This is a genomic window from Erwinia sp. L03-1, from assembly GCF_058686115.1.
In genome coordinates, this window is record NZ_CM178762.1 from 3525711 (window position 1) to 3544651 (window position 18941).

Sequence of the window (18941 nt, forward strand, 5' to 3'; positions counted from 1 at the left end):
TCATGAGTAACGAGCCTGACTGGGCAGTGTGGCTGGAACAGATGGAGCAGGTGCTGGGCGTGACGCTGGACGATGCACGCCGCGACGCGCTGCGGGTGCAGTTTACGCGTATAGCCACCATGGCGCAGCCGCTGATGGCCTTACCGCTCGATGAGCGTCTGGACGTGGCGGGGGTGTATAAAGCATGTGCGTGACCTTATCCATTGCCGCCGTGCGGGCGGCGCTAACCCGTGGCGAACTGAGCGCCCGCGATATTGCCCGGCAGACCCTGGCTGATATTGAGCGGTACAATCCGACCCTTAACGCCTGGACGCATATCACCCGCGATCGCATGCTCGGCGAGGCCGACAGGCTTGACGCCCGGCGAAAATCCGGCCTGCCCCTCCCGCCGCTCGCAGCGATACCCTATGCGGTAAAAAACCTGTTTGACGTGGCCGGGCAGACCACCCTGGCGGGAGCCAGCCTGTTTAACGATCGCCCGGCGGCCACAGAGGATGCCTGGGCGGTGCGCAGGCTGGCTGACGCGGGTGCGCTGCTCTCCGGCATGCTGAATATGGACGCCTATGCCTATGGTTTCACCACTGAGAACAGCCACTACGGCGCCACGAAAAATCCGCACGATCTGCGGCGTATCGCCGGTGGCTCCTCGGGCGGATCGGCAGCGGCAGTCGCCGCCGGGCTGGTTAACTTCTCACTGGGCAGCGATACCAACGGCTCGATCCGCGTGCCCGCCTCGCTGTGCGGCATTTTCGGCCTGAAGCCAACCTTTGGCCGCCTCTCCCGCAGCGGCAGCCAGCCATTTGTTGCTAGCCTCGACCATATTGGTCCCTTTGCCCGCAGCACGGAGGATCTGGCCTGGGTATATGATGCCCTCCAGGGCCGCGATCCGCAGGACGGATTTCAGGCCGATAAAGCCCTGCACCCGGTCTTTAACCAGCTGGAACGCGGCGCTGATGGGCTGCGCGTGGGAGTACTGGATGGCTACTTTCACACCTGGTGCAGCGAAAACGCGCGTACCGCCGTCGCCGCGGTCGCCCGGGCGCTTAACGCGCAGGATAACGTTACCCTGCCGGACGCTGAACTGGCACGTAATGCAGCCTTTCTGATTACCGCCTCCGAAGGGGGTAATCTCTACCTGCCCGCGCTGCGCAGCCAACCCGAACGCTTCGAGCCCCTTTCGCGCGAGCGGCTGCTGGCCGGGGCGATGATCCCCGCCGCCTGGTACGTGCAGGCACAGCGCTTCCGCCGCCGCTTTCAACAGCAGACGCTGCCGCTGTTTGAGCAGTTTGACGTGCTTATCGCCCCGGCCACGCCGGACAGCGCCACGCTGATTGGTCAGGAAACCCTGCGCATTAACGATACCGACCTGCCCATTCGCGCCAGTATGGGCATGCTCACCCAGCCCATCTCCTTTCTCGGGCTGCCGGTGACCACGGTGCCGCTGCGCACGCCGGAAGGCCTGCCGATTGGCGTACAGCTTATTGCCGCCCCCTTTAAAGAAGACGCCTGCCTGCGCGCCGCCTGGGCGCTGGAGCAGATGGGCATCACCACCGCACTGCCAGCAACAATGGGAGCCACGCTATGAAGAGCGAATATATCGACCGCCCGGTGATTCTGGCGGAGGTCACCGCCGCCTTTTACCGCTATGAAGAGGCGCTAATCAGCAACGATACGGTGGTGCTCGACGAGCTGTTCTGGCACGACGGCCGCACCGTGCGGCTGGGTGCCGGAGAAAATCTGTATGGCATAGACGCGATCCGGGCCTTCCGCGCCTCGCGCCCTGCCGCCGGGCTGGATCGCCAGTTGCGCAATACGGTTATTACCACCTTTGGCGAAGACTTCGCGGTATGCAGCACGGAATTTACCCGTGACAGCAGCGACCGGGTGGGCCGCCAGCAGCAGACCTGGGTCAAACTCCCCTGCGGATGGCGCATTGTCGCCGCCCAGGTGAGTTTAATGAGCTAAGGCGCTTATCTCCAGAGGCCACAGGATTCGGGGATTCGGGGATTCGGGGATTCGGGGATTCGGGGATTCGGGGATTCGGGGATTCGGGGATTCGGGGATTCGGGGATTCGGGGATTCGGGGATTCGGGGATTCGGGGATTCGGGGATTCGGGGATTCGGGCAGGTAGCCTGTCAAAATTTCGCCGTAGTGCACAGAAAAGTGTCGTTTACCGCCCGCATTGATGGAAAAGAGTGCAATCGGTTCAAATTCCACAATAAAGCCATTGACGGTTTTCCTCCAAAAGGGTTTAATGCGCCCCGTTGCCCGGATAGCTCAGTCGGTAGAGCAGGGGATTGAAAATCCCCGTGTCCTTGGTTCGATTCCGAGTCCGGGCACCACTATTCCAAACCCTCGCTTATGCGGGGGTTTTTGCGTTATGACTCAATAACTTGTTGGTTTGTCAGTAGTTACCTATCTAAATCTTCCTCCGGCCCCGCTTCCCGGTGGTACAGAAAGGTGGTACAAAATGGGCATTATGATACAGCCAACTAAGAACAGATTCGGCGTTTACCACGTCCGTAAAGCCGTACCCAAACACCTGGTCGTCATACTTGGTAAACGTGAAATCAAGTTTACTCTTGATACGAAAGACGTGAAGGAGGCCAGAGAGCGTGCGCCTGCCAAAATCATCCAGATTGACCTCATGCTCAGGCTGGCTGAAAAACAGCTGGCCGCAGAGCAGACACTCACTGATGCCGATATTGAACTTATTGCTGGTGTATGGGCCTCAAAGACCATGCAGCAGGATGAGCTTATACGGGAACGTTACATCGCAGAAGATGAACTTGATGGTAAAATCGGGCTGTTCCACTCCTCCGAAAATGACATCATCCACACTTACCTGGAAGACAGGGAACACAAACCCCGTTTCAAGTCGCAGACATGTCAAGAAGAGCGAGATGTTGCCATCTGCAAACTGCTGGCTGTCGAACTGGATGAGGCTCTCGAGTACACGCCTGTAACTCTGACGCCACTATGGCGTAACCGACTGGCATGGCGGCTTGCAGAGCGGCGTAGCGAGCTGACAAATACTTATCTCCTCAGCTTACAATCCAGATCCTACGCCCGAAAGAAAGGTCTGGACTCACTCCCTGTAGAAAAAACTAAAAGTCTCACCTTTGCAGATTTATGGAAACGCTACAAAGAGCACGTCAGACATCATGAACCGTTGCGGGCGGAAAAAAGGATTGATGCCTACATGACATCGGCAAATCGTTTCATCGAGTTTGTCGGGCAGAAAGCTATCGAAGATATCTCTGTCGCCGACCTGGCCAACTTCCGTAATCTGCTGGAAAAACTGCCATCCCGCCCATCGAAAGCTGTGCGGCTGCTTCCTCTACAAAAACAAGTGGAGGCCGAAGGTGAGAAAATCAGCCAGGTTCGTGTCGAAAATATCCTTAAGGAGCTGTCATCTGTTTTCAGAGTCGCGGTCGAAGACGGCAGGCTTATCGAAAATCCGCTCAGCAAGCTTAAGAAACGCAAAACGGTATCCATGCCGACAGTCGTGAGATCTTTCAGCCACGATGAAATCCGCCAAATTTTCTTCCTGCCTGTTTTTCAGGGCGAAGAAACCAAACACGGCGTGATGGCGTACTGGATACCAATAATCCTTTACTATACAGGTGCTCGCGTTGAAGAAATCGCCCAGCTCCGTAAAGGGGACATCGTAGAAGTGGACGGCACCCCCTGCTTCAGGCTGTCTATGGGTGAAGGCCAGTCGATCAAGACAGGTAATACACGTCAGTTCCCGATACACAGCCACCTGCTTGAACTGGGCTTCCTTGATTTTGTGCAGTCCAAAACCTACCAGCTTTTTACCGAAAAATCGGAAGTGAACGGTTCATACTCCTACAACTATGGCCGCTGGTGGGGCAACTACATTCGCGAACACGGGCTGACAAGGGAAGGTATCAAACCTACCCACAGCTTCCGTCACACGCTCGTCACTTTGTGCCGAGATTTGGGCATCCGTGAAGAAATTCAGGACAGCATTCTCGGACATAACGACAATTCACCCACAAGGGAAAAGGCCAGCCACGGATATGGAGAGAAGACCGTAGAAGCCCAGCGTAATGTTATTGAGCAAATCCCAAGACTAGACCTTGTACGACGGGAAAAAGACTTTCCAGCGGTATAAGTCATAGTGATTAATTGGAGATCATCATAATGTTACGTATACCTGATTCAGCATGGCGTATCACTGCCGGGGGCCCCCAGATAGCCGTCCAATTTCTGCGGAAATTCACTCCACAGGCGAAGAGATTTACACAATGGGTACAGCGAACTCATACCAAGCTCTTGGGGGCTCCCAAGAATGTTCTTAGTTACTGCACTTATGACCTAATCGAGGGTAAATTTCCGGACGTCGACGGCTGGGTTTCAGCTGGTGATGCACTGGCTCTGCTTACATACAGCGTTCACAGCAGTACAAATGCCGATTTAATCAACGCAATTGAGTCTAAATCAGGCATTCAACTTCCGGTTACCGCCGGTGAAAGCAAGCTGGAAGGTCAATTTGGACAACGCTTGCGTGATGTATTAGCAGGATATGCCCGGCTTGCTGCCAATACTCATTACGAAATCGTAAGTCAGAAGAAAATAGGCAGCTTCCGAGTGGATTTTCTCATTACTGAACAACGCTATACCGACCTCACTAATGGTGAAACAGTTAAGCGACAATTTATTATCGAATTTGATGAAGTAGCCCATAGAAAGAAACGATATCAGCAAAATGATGAACGTCGAGATCGCTGGTTTCGTCAAAATCGCCCTGAGATCAAGTTGATCAGAGTCCGACATGAAGAACAGGAGTTGTGGTTCGACACAATCAGGCATTTAAAGCGGCTGGTAAACCTGGAAGATTGTTACGCTCACTGCCTCCGGAAAGCTTGTAGCACTTTGACTAAGACCGAACTGCTGATTACCAGCAATTCATCTGATTTAGCCTATAACTCTGAGCTGAATGAATGCCATTTTCTGCTTAGGCGTCCATTACAGCGGCTGAGGGAGATGAAGGCCATATTGCAAAGGCTTGAAATTCCCTATAGCGATGGCAGGAGTGTCAGTTTTAAACGTGCTCACCTCCGGAGGCTGTCGTTGTAACGCTCCAAGGATAAAGATGTTCCAAAGACGTACCAAAATATTTATTGCCGTATAAAGATAATCGGCATTTTGGTACGTTTATACGCCTGAAACGGCCCCCAACACATACTTATAGAGTTCAACCATACCCATACATACTTTTATTACTCAAATTCCCTTCCCCTTTGTCAAAGCATCTCAAAGATTCCTTGTCGCCTAAGCGAATTCGTCGAAGCCTTCCCCCCATAAAAAATTGCAGCAGAGCATCACTTCACAACTAAAAATAAACTCTATGAATCAATGGATTATCACAACCTGGGTATAAGAAAGTTGTTATCAACCAAGAGGATAAACTATATGATTCATCATGATACTCTTTCACTGTTATTTAAACGCCGTCAGAGGCTCTACAGGCAAGCAACCAGCTTATCCATGGGTGATCTTACCCACGTAATGTGGACACCGCCCTAAGCGAGATTCTGGTTTTCAAATTGTTCTGGGCTTAGACCGCCGCACGCACTGTGGCGACGCCAGCGATTGTAATCACACTCGATATAATTAAACACCGTCGCCCGCATTATTTCCCTGCTGGCAAAGCGCTCTCCGTGGATACATTCCACCTTCAGTGAGTGAAAGAAGCTTTCCACGCAGGCATTGTCATAGCAGCAGCCTTTTGCGCTCATGCTCCCGCGCAGATTATGGCGTTTCAGCAAGCTCTGATAATCCGATGAGCAGTACTGACCACCACGGTCAGTGTGAACAATGACATTTTCCGGACGTTTACGCCGCCACAGTGCCATTTGCAGTGCGTCGCAGGCAAGCTGCGCTGTCATCCGTGGTGACATTGACCAGCCAATAACTGCACGCGACCACAGGTCAATCACCACTGCAAGGTAGAGCCAGCCTTCGTCCGTGCGAAGATACGTGATGTCACCTGTCCACTTCTGGTTTGGACCACTAGCGTAAAAATCCTGCTTCAGCAGGTTCTCAGACACGGGCAGCCCGTGTTCACGGTAGCTTACCGGGCTGAACCGGCGGGAGGCTTTTGCTCTCAGTCCCTGACGGCGCAGGCTGGCAGCAATGGTTTTGATGTTGTATTCCGGTAGTTCGTCAGCAAGACGAGGCGCACCATAACGCTGTTTTGCCTCAGTAAATGCCTTACCGACGGCCTCATCGCAGACGCGACGGAACTGCTGACGTGGGCTTATCTGATGGCGACGCAGGCACCAGACATACCAGCCGCTGCGGGCAACCCGAAGCACACGGCACATGGCTTTGACGCTGAACTCAGCCCGATGTTTTTCAATAAAGACATACTTCATTTCAGGCGCTTCGCGAAGTATGTCGCGGCCTTTTGGATAATGGCCAACTCTTCTGCCTGTTCCGCCAGTTGTCGCTTAAGGCGGGCAATTTCAACAGACATTTCCTGCTCACGTTCGGAAGAGGAATGTGCATTTTTCAGCTTACCGCGCCAGGCATAAAGCTGCGATTCATACAGACTAAGTTCACGGGCAGCGGCTGCTACCCCGATGCGTTCAGCAAGCTTCAGGGCTTCGTTGCGAAATTCAGGCGTATATTGCTTACGTGGTTTTTTGCTGGTTAATGCTGATTTTGTCATGAGTCACCTCTGATTGAGAGTTTACTCACTTAGTCGCGTGTCCACTATTCGCGGGTAAGATCAGGGTTACCCCTCCCCTACCATTACGAGAGCGCTGAGATGAATTGGGTGGTGTTATTCAAGCGAGCTTTATGGGCAGCACTGACAGCATTCATAGCAGTAATGTTTAAAGCAGTATCTACAGGTTTCCCTACTCAGGAAGCTCCCTAACCTCCCGCTGTTATAAACAGTTCACTAATTGCCCCCTGCCAATAACCATGCCCTAAAGATCTGCCATCGCTGCAACGCTGGAATGACCGTTCAGGCCATGCCACAGGGTTGATTTAGCGTTTTGGCAGGTCTGTGCAGCGTAGCATGGTCTATTGGCAGGCTTAAGGAGTCCATATGGCAAATGTAGGCTACGCCCGTGTATCTACTACCGGGCAAAATCTCGATACTCAACTCGAAGCGCTGTCAGGCTGCGAAAAAGTATTCAGGGAGAAAATCAGCGGGGCCAAAGATTGCCGACCAGAGCTGCAAGCAATGCTAGAGTTTGTCCGAGAAGGTGACTTCGTACAGGTCACAAAACTTGACCGACTCGCCCGTAATACTCGGCATCTACTAGAGATATCGGAGTATCTTCACAGCAAAGGCGTAGCACTCAATATTCTCAATATTGGCATTAACACAGCTACCCCGACAGGTAAGCTTATGCTCACCATGATAGGAGCAATTGCTACGTTTGAACGCGAAATGATGCTTGAACGCCAAGCCGAAGGTATAGCAATTGCAAAACTCAAAGGAAAATACAAAGGTAGGAAGGCAACGGCTCTAAGCAAGACAAAAGAAGTTGTTGAGATGGTCGAAAAAGGTTTTACCAAGCCAGAGATCTCGCGTGAGCTAGGTATAGGTATTACAAGCATTTATCGAATTGTTAGGAACTCTAACACTGAAAAAGGATTTTGATATGACAACGGTGTTTGCTTTAGTACTTCACTTGATGGTTGGCTCAGGAGATATGTCTGCTGATATGGGTAAATATACATACGAGTATGTTGGACGGGAGGAATGCACCAAGGCACTTGACTCGATGCAAGAATTATCAATTCGCTGGGCGAGATTTGAAAGTGAGTGTGTTGAAACCTCCAAAAAAAGTGAATCAATCGGATCCTTCAATGAGTTAACTAGTTTCACGCTTATACAAGGGTATTTAGAAGGAGATCGAATTCAGTATGGTGGTCCAATGGCGAGAACTAAGACTAAAGATATGCAGTCTTGCCAATTGGCGATGAACTTAATCCAAAGAGAGGTGGCCTATAGGCCATCCGTCAATCTGGCGCTCGCGTGTATTCCATCTCGTTAGACACGATCACCTGTTGCAAATTGAGCCAATAGATCATAAAGTTTTCTTGCTAGTTAAGGAGAGACATCCTCGTGAAAACTTGACGCCCGACGTTTGGGCATCGTGGAAGCTCAGGCTTCTAAAGGCTCTCCACACAGAGCAGCTGGTACAATGTGCATCCCGTGGCATTGATTCCGCTGTTGCTGGGTTTCCGTTATGCCGGGTTGCCGACGTACCGGGTTACCGCTATGCCGTGCTGCCGACGTACCGGGTTACCGTTATGACGTGCTGCCGACCTACCGGGCTACCGCTATGCCGTGCTACCGCCGTACCGGATTGCCACTATGCCGTGCCGCCGCCGTACCGGGTTACCGTTATGCCGTGTTGCCGACGTACTGGATATCCAGATGTGTGCGAGGCACGACGTCATAAATGACGTCGGATTATTGGGGTTAGTTGCTGAACAACTCTCAATCCTATCAGTTCATGCGAGGCTAGCGGGTCATTCCGACCTGTTGGGAACTGAGAAGGAGTTGTTATATGCGTAATAAATCACGCAAAAAGAACCAAACTAGTGTTCAGCAAACGTGTTGTGTGAGTGGAAAGTTGAAAGACCTGTTGAAGGGTTCAATAAAGATATTTATTACTTTATTGATCAAAGAGATAGTGTCAGAAGTATTTCACTCTGAAGGGCTTGCGTCCTTGTGGTCCTTGGTGAAGCAGTGCTTCCGCTGGAGGCCATAATGAAAAGGATAACAGCCAATGAAAAATGCAACACGTTCCTCAAGTAGTTTCGAATCAAGGAAAAATTACCCACTAAACCAATCCCCTTTTTTCAAGTTGACAACTAAAAAAAAGTTTCTGGCGTTAATGGGATTCAGCCTCCCGCAAATTGAAAAGCTATCCAGAGATACCTCATACAGAGTTTTCTTCACCCCCAGTGGGCGATGCGTACAAGAACCAAAATTACAACTGAAAATAATCCATAGAAAAATAGGTAATTTACTTAATAGGATTGAGCAACCAGAATACGTTCACTCGGGTAGAAAAAAAAGATCCATTATAACCAACGCCAGAGTCCATCAGAGCTCTTTTCAATTATTGAAATTAGACATTCATAAGTTCTTCCCTTCAACTTCAGGATCAAAGATCTATAGGTTATTCGTTAATGACTTTCTGATGCAACCTGATGTCGCACATATGATAACTAATTTAGTTACCTACAACAATTGTGTCCCAACTGGGAGCCCTCTTAGCATGGTATTGGCTTACTGGGCCAATAAACCAATGTTTGATGAGCTATATCGGTTAGCAAATGATAATGGCTTAGATTTTTCAGTATATGTAGATGATGTTGCTTTTTCAGGGGAAAAAATCCCAAAAGGTTTTTCAAGTTGTGCCAAGTCATGTATTTCAAAGCATGGAATGCAATCAAAATCACGGAAAGAAATGTTTTACCAAGAGAATCAGGCAAAGCTTCTAACTGGGGTAATTATTTCTGATGGAGTCCTGAAAACAAGGTGGAAGCATAGCAGAATGATCAAAGCAGGGTTTGATACTTTGGCTATGGAAACTTCAGATGCCTCTCGGATAATAGCATTGGAGAAACTGACAGGAAGGCTTCACGCAGCAGGTCAGATAGATCCAAGGATCAAATCGAAGGCAATACATTTCAGTAGAATTTTGAAAGCCGCTAAACAGGATTTGGTTGCAGTGAATATTCAAAATGTTAAGCAAGATGTATCATCAAAGTAAGGTTTACACTCAAGCCGCGAAAGAGTAATGGTAGAAAAAATTGTGATCACTTCTATACGATTTTTGTTATGAGAGATAGCCATATGTTCTTCATTGGTAGACTGATGAGGTCTTGCTTAATGGTACAACGAAGTGGTACATTCGCAATCGAAGCGTAAGACTAACTGATTAACTATCATCGAGTTAGCGAGTCAGGAAGCGTGTCCTTGGTTCGATTCCGAGTCCGGGCACCACTAATTTTGCATCAAAACACGCTGGTTAAGAGATGAGAATCTTAACGGGCGGTTCATACAGGGGCCGGTCATTACGGAATGTCCTCCGGTGTAAGCGTATCGGCACTGGTTAACGTTTCTGAATCAGTCCATCAAGTGAGGGAGCCTGTTACAGCAGGCTCCCTTCTCTCGATAACTGGCAACAAGCCCAGTCAATCAGTTTTGTGTCAATAGTTGTAATTCCCTTTCTACACAGAGATCTGGGTGCAGCGAAAATTCTTCTTCCAGTGTTTTTCCCACAATGTCCATCTTGAGTTCCACATATTCCATTGTTGTGCTTACGCTACGATGACTCAGTAAATCTTTAACCAGCTGAAGATTCCTTTCCGGTGCTTTCATCAGTTCTGTAGCCAAGGTATGTCTGAAACGGTGCGGTGAAACGGCAAAACCACATTCCTTTGACAGACGGCGAAAAATGAGCGGATCTTTTGATGCATCACTGTCACATCATTCCTGTCAAATTTTGCCTTTTTCCCGGCAATGTAAAAACTGATATCGAAGAGGTTATCTTTTGGCCCAGCTCCAGCCTCCGTTGCCCGTGTAAGAAGAAGCTGTAGCCGCAAACGCAGCTGCTTAACAACGGGAACGCGCCATTCCCTATGCGTTTTACTCCCCTCAAGGCGCAGGTCTATATAGCCTTCTGTCAGATTGACGTCCCTGAGTTGAATATGCAGCAGTTGATTTTGCCTCATTCCCGTATATCTGAGCGTATCCAGGACGGTTGCCCCCGGAGGAGGTGAAAGACATCAGCCGTTTCCGCGCGCTCACGCCGGAGCAGGAGTCGGTGCTGCTTCCCGCCAGTAAACTCTCGGGCTGTTATACGGAAGGCGTGGTGCTGGCGAAACGGATTGAAGCGCTGTTTCGTGCCGTGCCCCCAAGTCTCTTCTTGGCACTGGGAATCAGGGAAAAAGAGGAGAAAGCCGAACGCCGGGCGCTAATGAATCAGTTTAACTGCAGCGAACTGGAGGCGGCAAAACGCGTCGCGCTGAACCTGGACCGTCTGCGCGGTCTGACGGAAAAAAACGGGAGCCTGCCACGGTATGATGACACTGAAGTACCCTGAACCGGCTATTAATGAGCACAGTGGCGGCGCGCTTTTTACCCTGTCGCCTCAGGGGGAGCCCGGCGTGCTCCCGGCGACGCATCAGCACCTTGTAAGGCTGCGGGCAAAGATAAGACAGCGCCTGTCCGGGCCGGTGAAAATGACCTGTCACCCGCACCGGGTGGGGCTCAGCAGCAGCGTGGCAATCTATATTGAGGGAAAGCTGAAGCAGGCGGTGAACATCCTTATCACCGTGACGGGGCAGACAAGCTGGCCGCAGGAAGATGAGTATGCGCATCCGCGCTGGTATATCACGGTGCCGGATTCGGCTGACCTGGTGTATCTGATGCTGTGGATAAACGGGCTGATTGTTTAGAACAGAGACTGGCCCTCAGCAAGGGCCTGATAATAAGAGGAAAATGATATTTTTTGATGCCGGCCGCCATGGCCGAGTTTTATTTTATGTAAGGTCTTTTCAGTCAGAAATGAGCGAAATATAGACTTTCATACCCTGAAACTTACGCTATTAGGTGATTCAGGGTATACGCTTGCTGGTTACGAATATTGAGCCTAAAGAAACGTCGCCTTTCATATGATCGGTAAATGCTCAGTGCGTTGATTTCAAATTTCTCCTGACAGAGTAACTGCTCTATCTGAGCTGATTATATCTTCAGCATATACAGTACATATCATTTTCTTCTTCGCTGAATCGTCTAAAGTTAATGCTGCAAATATTAAGCACAGGATTTTATTATGAAATGTTTTCGCATCAACAGCTTTGGTAGTCTGGACGCCCTTAATATGCGTATTGAAGACGAGCCGAAACCATCCCGAAGAGAAGTGCTGGTCAAAGTCAGAGCCTGTAGCCTTAACTACCGCGATCTCTCAATGCTCTTTGGAAAAGGAACCCTTTCTCCACGCAAAGGCCTCATTCCGCTATCTGACGGGGCCGGTGAAATCGTCGAGACAGGTGATGATGTGAGCAGATTCCGTAAGGGAGACAGGGTCGCAGGCATATTTTTCCCTAACTGGCAGGCTGGCGCCTTAACTCAGGATACCGGAAGAGGGGCATGGGGGCTGGAAGACGATGGATGGCTGACTCAGTATAAAGTTATCAGTGAGGAGGCGCTGGTCTCCATTCCGCAACATCTCTCTTTTGAAGAGGCTTCCACCTTGCCTTGTGCGGCAGTGACTGCGTGGAACAGCCTGATGAAACCGCGACAGCTTAAAGCAGGCCAGACGGTTCTTATACAGGGCACCGGCGGAGTATCGTTGTTCGCATTGCAATTTGCAAAGCTACTGGGCGTAAAAGTGATTGCACTGACCTCAACTCAGGAAAAAGAGCAGCTACTCCGTGAGCAGGGCGCTGACCATATAATTAATTACACACAGCATAGCGACTGGTATCACCAGGTCAGAGAATTGACGGAAGGCAGAGGCGTGGATCGTATTGTAGAAGTTGGGGGGCCAGGAACCATAGCTCACTCCATAAAGTCCTGTACGCAGGGTGGCGAAATTATTCTGCTTGGATTTGCTTCCGAGGGCAACAGCATGCTGAACTTTATGGATATATATGCAAGTGGCGCAGTGCTTATGCCGATGAGTGTGGGCTCGCGTGAAGACTTTGAGGACATGAACAGAGCTATCTCTCAGGCACAACTCCGTCCTTTAATTAGTAGGACTTTTACGTTTGCCGATACGGTAAAAGCCTGGCGCTTTATGCAGGGGAAAAAACACACGGGCAAAATTGTTATTACTCTTCAATAGATTAAAATAGCGGCAGGATTTAAGCGTGCTGTGTATATGATTCAGAGTCGGTATGGTTTGAACAGATCAGTCACTAAGGCCGCAAACGCTGTAAAATAAAGGGGCCTGAATTGGCCCCTGTTAATCTATTTAGTTATTGAAAGAGTTATCTCGAGCCGCAGTCCGTCGTGATGCCAGAATCCCCAGATGGCTCACTAGGGCCAGTGCTGCCACTGTGCCAGCGAAATAAGGCAGGCTGCTGGCGTGGATGCCGTAAGAAATCAGTAACCCACCGCAGATAGTCCCTACCGCACCGCCTAAATAATTGCTGGAACTGTTCAGCGCTACCACAGCTGCGCCGTGCTCAGGCTGCATTCTGAGCAAACTGTGCTGTTGAGGAGCAAGCGATGACCAGCCTGTAGCTCCCCAGAGGATGAAAGAGAGAAAGGCGAACGCCGGCCCATACTGAGAAGTAATCGGTATGCTCAACAGCGACAGGGTCATAATCAGCAAAATGAAGACCAGCAAAATGGCGGGTTTTTTACACCAGTCGATCACATGGCCCACACTGAAGCTTGCTATCATCCCGCCAATGCCCCACGCCCATAAGTAAGGCGTAATAGCATTCACATCAGAGACTTCCTTAAGCACGGGCGCAATGAAGGTATAAAGGCCAAGACTGGCGAGTGCCGTCAGAAAGGTGACACCAACTGTTGCTGCTACCTGACGATTGCCTAACATCCTAAAGCGAGCCGATAATGAAGGCGGTGCTGAAACGGTGATATCAGGAAAGCCCGCCACCACGCCAATCAGCCCAACGACACCAATAACGGTTACCAGCCACAAGGTACTTTGCCATCCAAAGTGTGAGGAGAGGATTAGACCCAAAGGCACGCCAATTACCGTTCCGGTGCTCATACCGCCCAGGATCATGCTCAGCGCGCGGCCCTTACGTTCCGGACTAACCAGGGCTGCTGCTGCTGCCGCTGCAACCGGTGAGAAAAGCCCCGCCCCTGTCCCTGCAATCGCCCGGAAGAATAATAAAGTATGCAGGTCGGGACTTAATGCGCTGCCGATATTCGCAGCGGAAAAAATCACTAACGCGACGCTAAGAATTTTACGAACTGATTTTCCGGCCAGAAGGGCGGAAAACAGAGGGGCGGCAACAGCATAACAAAGCGTAAACGCAGTGACGGTCTGGGCATTTTGAGCTTCACTGGTACCATAGGTGAGCCCGATTGCTGGCAGTATACCGGCGATGACATACGCATCCAGACCTAAAGCGAACATTCCTATGGATAAGAAAATAATTTTTTTCATAGAACCTTCAAACAATGGTGAAACCGCCTAGCCTAATTGCTCAAGGCTGCCATCTTCAGTGAACAATTCCCTTTTATCTTTAAGGACATAGTTTGCCGGGCCAAGTCGGCGCGCTTTATGCTCAATCGTGTTAAGCAGACTCTGCAATCTCAGCGAAGTATCGAGATCGGCAAAAGCGTGTTCAGGCGGTAAGTTATTCAGAATATAATGAATGACTTCCCGCACCTGTTTCCTGAGCTTCTGAATAGTTTTTAACTCCTGTTCAGACTCATCGAAAGAGGTGGTAAATGCCTGAATCAATTCGTCACCCTTCTTTGTGTGCTTCCATAGCCTAAGATGGTCATTGTCCCACTCAGGCGTATCAAACGTCAGCCGGGCATACACCAGCTCTTTTTCTGGCGATGAAAAGATAAAATCGAGCGTACGCTGACGAATTATATTGGTGAAGCTGCTATAGCCGGTGATAAGGGCTTCTCCAAGCCGGGCAGTAACCGACACGCTATCAAGGATGTCATCGCCAGATATGGAAAAGTTAGATTCTATCCCAATAGCGGCATCAAGCTCCAGATGCTCATTTATGCCCGCAACCCATTCCACCAGATCAAGGGAATGAATAATTTCACTGGGTACGCCGCAGGTAGTTCTGTGGTCGTGTATCCTGTCTTTTCCCCAAATGAAGTTTACCCGTAGCAGAGTGAGGCTGTTGTCGCGAATATAATTTTTTAAATAGTCGGTGGCTTCAGAATACCTTTCAACCATATCCATACAGAATCCAAGCGTATTGACGAGCGCCTGACGGATGTGATGAAGATCGTCTGCCGAATTAACCAGCGGTTTCTCACAGATAATAAAACCGCTATAGCCCTCCAGCTGGAAAAGGATTTCAGCATGTTTTCCATCTGAGACCGCCACAACAATAACATCCGGGAGATGCTGCTTAAGCGCTTGATCAATACAAGAATAGTAAGTGAACGGCAGATCTTTCTTACTTACTGCGACATAAGCATAGTTAAATTCAGTAGCCTTGAATTCCCCTTCTAAGGACTGAAAAGCGTTGATATACCTTTTCCCGGCATAGCCGGGACCAATAATAAGAACATTTAACGCGGCCATTTTTCCTCACAGTGTTTTGATCAGAAGATCTTCACCTGAATTTTTGAACCCAAGTTTTCTGTACAGCGCATTACCTGCTGGCGTTGTTTGCAGCACTACCTTTCCAGCATCCCTGGCGCTAAACCATGAAAATAAAGCAGAAAGGAGAAGGCTGGCGAGGCCGTTACCTCGCCATTCTGGTGCCACTACCACAGACTGAATCCATCCCTGCACGCCGTTCAAAATGCCAGGCATAGGCGCTCGTTCATCCAGAATGCCCGTTGCGCAGGCAATTATGTTGCCCGCTTCGTCATGTATAACCACAACCCTCACATTACCTGTGGGTTCATTAAGCTTCTGAAGAAGCCACTTTTGGTAGTGCAGCTGCCACGCTAAGTCTTCCTCGGATGAGGTCGCAGAATAGTGGGCGTCGCCGTCGCTGAGGAGCAGCTTCCGAAGACGAATTAATCCTTCAATATCCGCTGTTCCTGCTTTCACGCATGTTGCGCTGAAGGGGGCTCTGGTTTCCAAAACTTTCATGCGACAGTCTTTAACTCCTGAGATGATTTCTGAATAAAAGGCACGTCCATTATGCGGAACACCTCTTCCAGAGCATCTGCCAAAGCGTAGATTTGTGCTTCAGAATGGCCTGGCGTCACGTTTACTCGAAATCTTTCTGTGCCAACCGGTACGCTAGGAAAGTTGATAGGCTGAAGATAAATGCCTTTTTTCTCAAGAAGGTAATGTGCCGATTTTTTACATTTATCCGCACTCCCTATTAGTACCGGCAGGATGTGAGTGGTACTGATCGGCATTACCGGGATGTTTTTTTCCAGAAGGAGTTTCCTGAGCAGTGCTGTTTTCTTATGCAGCTCATCCCGCTCTGCGTTCGAGCTCTTCAGGTATTGAATGCTCGTATAGCAGGCGGCAGTGATTGCCGGCGGTAATGAAGTTGTAAATATAAACCCAGAGGCAAAAGAGCGGATAGCGTCGATAATCAGCGCGCTTGCAGTAATATAACCGCCGATAACGCCGATAGCTTTCGCCATTGTTCCCTGGATAATATCTATCTGGTCGGCTATACCAAGACCGGCAGCAATACCCGCTCCGTTGGGGCCATACATGCCTATGGCATGAACTTCATCAATATAGGTCAGCGCGTTATATTTTTTTGCTAGCGCGACAATTTCTTTAACTGGCGCGATATCACCATCCATTGAGTAAACGGATTCGAATATAACGATTTTAGGACGGTCAACAGGCTGCTCTGAAAGTAGTCTTTCCAGATCTTTAACGTCATTGTGACGGAATATCTTTCGCTCAATAACAGTACTGCGAATACCATTGATTATTGATGCATGATTCGAAGCATCGGAAAAGACAACGCAGTCATCGAAGAGTCTGAGCAAGCACTGAATGGTGGCATCATTTGAGCTGTAGCCAGTGGGAAATACCAGGGCCGCGTCTTTACCATGCCAGTCAGCAATAGCGTTTTCTAATTTTTCAAAATAGGAGTGCGTACCGCCAATGTTTCTGGAACCACCCGATCCCGCGCCATACTGTTCAATTGCTTGATGCATGGACTCAATAACTTGGGGATTTTGTGACATATTTAAATAGTCATTACTGCACCAGACTACCACTTTCTTCTGGTCATCATCGCCGGTATAGGCTTCTGGATACGAACCATTAATCCGATTGATGGTTTGAAACGTGCGATACTGTCCACTAGCCTTAAGATCAGAAATCCTTGATTCAATAAATTCAATATATTTCATTGAGTTAACCATTTTTTTGCGGCCAGCTTTATCATTAAATGTAAAGTTGTGTCTAAGCGGGCGCTAATAATAGCTAAGTTAATCTAATAATCTATTGCTTGTTTGTAACTTAAAGTTGCTTTTTTGTTATAAGGTCGATGCGTTATGCCTAACAGGATTTATATATAACTGAAAGTTATTTAAAAAGGCTATTTTGCGAACGAATTTATTAGGAAACTCACGAGATTGATTAAAAAACACACTTTCCTCTCATGGGCGACTTCTCTTTTTTTAAGATAAACCTCATGCTTAAAGGATAAGTATAAATGATGAACTATAGAGAGCCGGCCCTGAGCATGGCAGATGCTGTATCCAACGTCGTCGACAGCCATGTACAGAACTGTGATTTTACCCAGCAATAGTGGATACGTGACTAAGTGAGTAAACTCTCAACCAGAGGTGACTCACATGACAAAACCAGCAGTATCCAAAAAGCCCCGTAAAACATACGCCTGAGTTCCGCAGTGAAGCCCTGAAGCTGGCTGAGCGCGTTGGTGTGGCCGCCGCAGCCCGCGAACTCAGCCTTTATGAATCACAGCTCTACAACTGGCGTAGCAAACAGCAGCATCAGGCAACCTCCTCTGAGCGCGAGAGTGAACAGGCGGCAGAGATTGCCCGCCTCAAACGCCAGCTGGCGGAACGGGACGAGGAGCTGGCCATTCTCCAAAAGGTTGCGACATACTTCGCGAAACGCCTGAAATGAAGTATGTCTTCATCGAAAAACATCAGGCTGAATTCAGCATCAAAGCCACGTGCCGGGTATTGCGTGTGTCCTGAAGTGGCTGGCAGGCCTGGTGCAACCGGTGCCGGGTTATCAATGCGCGTCAGCGCTTCAGGCAGGACTGCGACATTGCGGTCAGTGACGCCTTCACCCGGGCGAAACAGCGCTACGGTGCGCCGCGCCTGGCAGATGAACTACGGGAGCAGGGTCTGACGTGTAATGTTAAAACCATCGCTTCCAGCCTGCGGCGGCATGGGTTGCATGCAAAGGCCTCCCGGCGGTTCAGCCAGGTCAGCTACAGTGAGCACGGGCTGCCGGTGTCAGAGAACCTGCTGAAGCAGGACTTCAGCGCCAGCGGTCCGAACCAGAAAGGGTGCGGTGACATCACGTACCTGCGCAGAGAGCTTCTTCCATTCAATGAAAGTGGAATGTGTCCACGGAGAACGTTTTGCCAGCCAGGAAATAATGCGGACAACGGTGTTTGATTATATCGAGTGTGATTACTATCGCTGGCGTCGCCACTGTGCCTGCGGTGGCCTCAGCCCGGAACAGTTCGAAAACCAGACCCTCGCTTAGTGCTGTGTCCACATTACGCGGTTAAGATCAACACACCGGTTTTTTGGGAGGGTTACCGGGAGCCAGCAACAGGAAAAAAAGACTCCTGCTGCTGTTGTTAGAAATGGTTTCTCAAACAGTTGCTCGTTCATTCCAGGCATCAGTATATTGAATGTTGCCATCTACAATTCGCCAGGTGATTTTTTCATACTGTAAACTGATGCTTTCAACATGATTCATTTTATCATTACCAGCTAACTTAACATTAGGCATACCACAGTTAACACCTGTGATTTTTACGTTTTCCATTAACACGGTATAATAATAAACCTCTTGTCCTGCATCGCTAATGTGATGAAATTTTATTTCTGCACTTTTCAGTGTCTGGCCTGTAGCAGCAGATTTATAAAGATAAGGAGTAGAACTATCGACTTCCTTTTCAAGGATCATCGACGAATGTTGACGAGTTCCTGTAATCTTACTATTAACATTATCTACTAGTAAATTAATACCGTGACTTAATTCTATTATCTCTTCCTTATTTTATCGGTTAACTGCATTACAATGAAATAAATTACTGTAGTTATAGAAAAAAC

General features: G+C 49.2%; 15 protein-coding genes, 1 tRNA gene and 4 pseudogenes. 13 read left to right on the forward strand and 7 right to left on the reverse strand.

From position 1 onward, the window contains the following. Window positions 1-2: 2 nt before the first annotated feature. From hpxX to AC4PCC_RS16450, 6 genes are all read left to right on the forward strand, one after another. Entirely contained in the window at window positions 3-194 is a 192-nt protein-coding gene (gene hpxX / locus AC4PCC_RS16425; RefSeq protein WP_492125228.1) for an oxalurate catabolism protein HpxX, read from the forward strand. After that, window positions 185-1585: an AtzE family amidohydrolase gene (locus AC4PCC_RS16430; protein WP_492125229.1), complete on the forward strand. Its 1401-nt coding sequence runs from the start codon at window positions 185-187 to the stop codon at window positions 1583-1585. Before hpxX ends, AC4PCC_RS16430 begins: the two co-directional genes overlap by 10 nt. Beyond that, the gene (gene hpxZ, locus AC4PCC_RS16435) at window positions 1582-1965 is read left to right on the forward strand and encodes an oxalurate catabolism protein HpxZ (protein ID WP_067704831.1); all 384 of its coding nucleotides are present in this window, start codon (window positions 1582-1584) and stop codon (window positions 1963-1965) included. The genes AC4PCC_RS16430 and hpxZ overlap by 4 nt, the downstream gene beginning before the upstream one ends. Window positions 1966-2267: 302 nt before the next feature. Beyond that, a tRNA-Phe gene (locus tag AC4PCC_RS16440) sits at window positions 2268-2343 on the forward strand. Between the two features lie 128 nt (window positions 2344-2471). After that, the gene (locus AC4PCC_RS16445; RefSeq protein WP_492125230.1) at window positions 2472-4142 is read left to right on the forward strand and encodes a DUF6538 domain-containing protein; all 1671 of its coding nucleotides are present in this window, start codon (window positions 2472-2474) and stop codon (window positions 4140-4142) included. A 29-nt stretch (window positions 4143-4171) separates the two neighbouring features. Continuing rightward, entirely contained in the window at window positions 4172-5107 is a 936-nt protein-coding gene (locus AC4PCC_RS16450) for a putative endonuclease domain-containing protein (protein ID WP_492125231.1), read from the forward strand. 446 nt (window positions 5108-5553) lie between these two features. Here AC4PCC_RS16450 and AC4PCC_RS16455 read toward each other — a convergent pair. Then, window positions 5554-6704, reverse strand: a protein-coding gene (locus tag AC4PCC_RS16455; RefSeq protein ID WP_492125232.1) for an IS3 family transposase whose coding sequence is annotated in 2 segments (ribosomal slippage) — window positions 5554-6446 and window positions 6446-6704 — 1152 coding nt in all. Because the reading frame shifts where the segments join, the coding sequence is not laid out codon by codon here. A gap of 384 nt (window positions 6705-7088) precedes the next feature. On the opposite strand from AC4PCC_RS16455, the gene AC4PCC_RS16460 reads away from it, so the two are divergent. The 3 genes from AC4PCC_RS16460 to AC4PCC_RS16470 all read left to right on the forward strand — a co-directional run bounded on the left by AC4PCC_RS16460 (window position 7089) and on the right by AC4PCC_RS16470 (window position 9780). After that, window positions 7089-7649, forward strand: a complete 561-nt coding sequence (locus tag AC4PCC_RS16460; RefSeq protein WP_492125233.1) for a recombinase family protein — start codon at window positions 7089-7091, stop codon at window positions 7647-7649. 1 nt (window position 7650) lies between these two features. Further along, window positions 7651-8046 (forward strand): hypothetical protein, encoded by a 396-nt coding sequence (locus AC4PCC_RS16465; protein ID WP_492125234.1) that lies wholly within the window; start codon window positions 7651-7653, stop codon window positions 8044-8046. 741 nt (window positions 8047-8787) lie between these two features. Beyond that, on the forward strand, window positions 8788-9780 hold the full coding sequence (locus AC4PCC_RS16470; protein ID WP_492125235.1) for a reverse transcriptase family protein: 993 nt from the start codon (window positions 8788-8790) through the stop codon (window positions 9778-9780). A 428-nt stretch (window positions 9781-10208) separates the two neighbouring features. On the opposite strand, the pseudogene AC4PCC_RS16475 reads toward AC4PCC_RS16470, so the two are convergent. Beyond that, window positions 10209-10774: pseudogene (locus AC4PCC_RS16475) on the reverse strand (site-specific integrase); the annotation flags it as partial. Between AC4PCC_RS16475 and AC4PCC_RS16480 the strand changes: the two are divergent. The 3 genes and pseudogenes from AC4PCC_RS16480 to AC4PCC_RS16490 all read left to right on the forward strand — a co-directional run. Further along, window positions 10774-11096: pseudogene (locus AC4PCC_RS16480) on the forward strand (conjugative transfer ATPase); the annotation flags it as partial. The pseudogenes AC4PCC_RS16475 and AC4PCC_RS16480 sit on opposite strands and share 1 nt — an antisense overlap. Beyond that, window positions 11093-11470, forward strand: coding sequence for an acetyltransferase (locus AC4PCC_RS16485; protein ID WP_067704824.1), 378 nt, complete (start codon window positions 11093-11095; stop codon window positions 11468-11470). The pseudogene AC4PCC_RS16480 and the gene AC4PCC_RS16485, both read left to right, overlap by 4 nt. 377 nt (window positions 11471-11847) lie before the next feature. Further along, entirely contained in the window at window positions 11848-12861 is a 1014-nt protein-coding gene (locus AC4PCC_RS16490) for a zinc-dependent alcohol dehydrogenase family protein (RefSeq protein ID WP_067704821.1), read from the forward strand. 129 nt (window positions 12862-12990) lie between these two features. On the opposite strand, the gene AC4PCC_RS16495 is transcribed toward AC4PCC_RS16490, so the two are convergent. The 4 genes from AC4PCC_RS16495 to hemA are packed head-to-tail and all read right to left on the reverse strand — an operon-like array spanning window position 12991 to window position 17030. After that, entirely contained in the window at window positions 12991-14160 is a 1170-nt protein-coding gene (locus tag AC4PCC_RS16495; protein WP_067704819.1) for an MFS transporter, read from the reverse strand. Between the two features lie 27 nt (window positions 14161-14187). Further along, entirely contained in the window at window positions 14188-15273 is a 1086-nt protein-coding gene (locus tag AC4PCC_RS16500; RefSeq protein ID WP_492125236.1) for a Gfo/Idh/MocA family oxidoreductase, read from the reverse strand. A 6-nt stretch (window positions 15274-15279) separates the two neighbouring features. Then, window positions 15280-15792 (reverse strand): GNAT family N-acetyltransferase, encoded by a 513-nt coding sequence (locus tag AC4PCC_RS16505; RefSeq protein WP_067704814.1) that lies wholly within the window; start codon window positions 15790-15792, stop codon window positions 15280-15282. Beyond that, complete coding sequence (gene hemA, locus AC4PCC_RS16510) at window positions 15789-17030, reverse strand: 5-aminolevulinate synthase (protein WP_067705554.1); 1242 nt, start codon at window positions 17028-17030, stop codon at window positions 15789-15791. The genes AC4PCC_RS16505 and hemA overlap by 4 nt, the downstream gene beginning before the upstream one ends. 447 nt (window positions 17031-17477) lie before the next feature. Here hemA and AC4PCC_RS16515 point away from each other — a divergent pair. Further along, a pseudogene (locus AC4PCC_RS16515) lies at window positions 17478-18366 on the forward strand (IS3 family transposase). A 111-nt stretch (window positions 18367-18477) separates the two neighbouring features. On the opposite strand, the pseudogene AC4PCC_RS16520 reads toward AC4PCC_RS16515, so the two are convergent. Beyond that, a pseudogene (locus AC4PCC_RS16520) lies at window positions 18478-18879 on the reverse strand (Hcp family type VI secretion system effector); the annotation flags it as partial. Window positions 18880-18941: the final 62 nt, after the last annotated feature.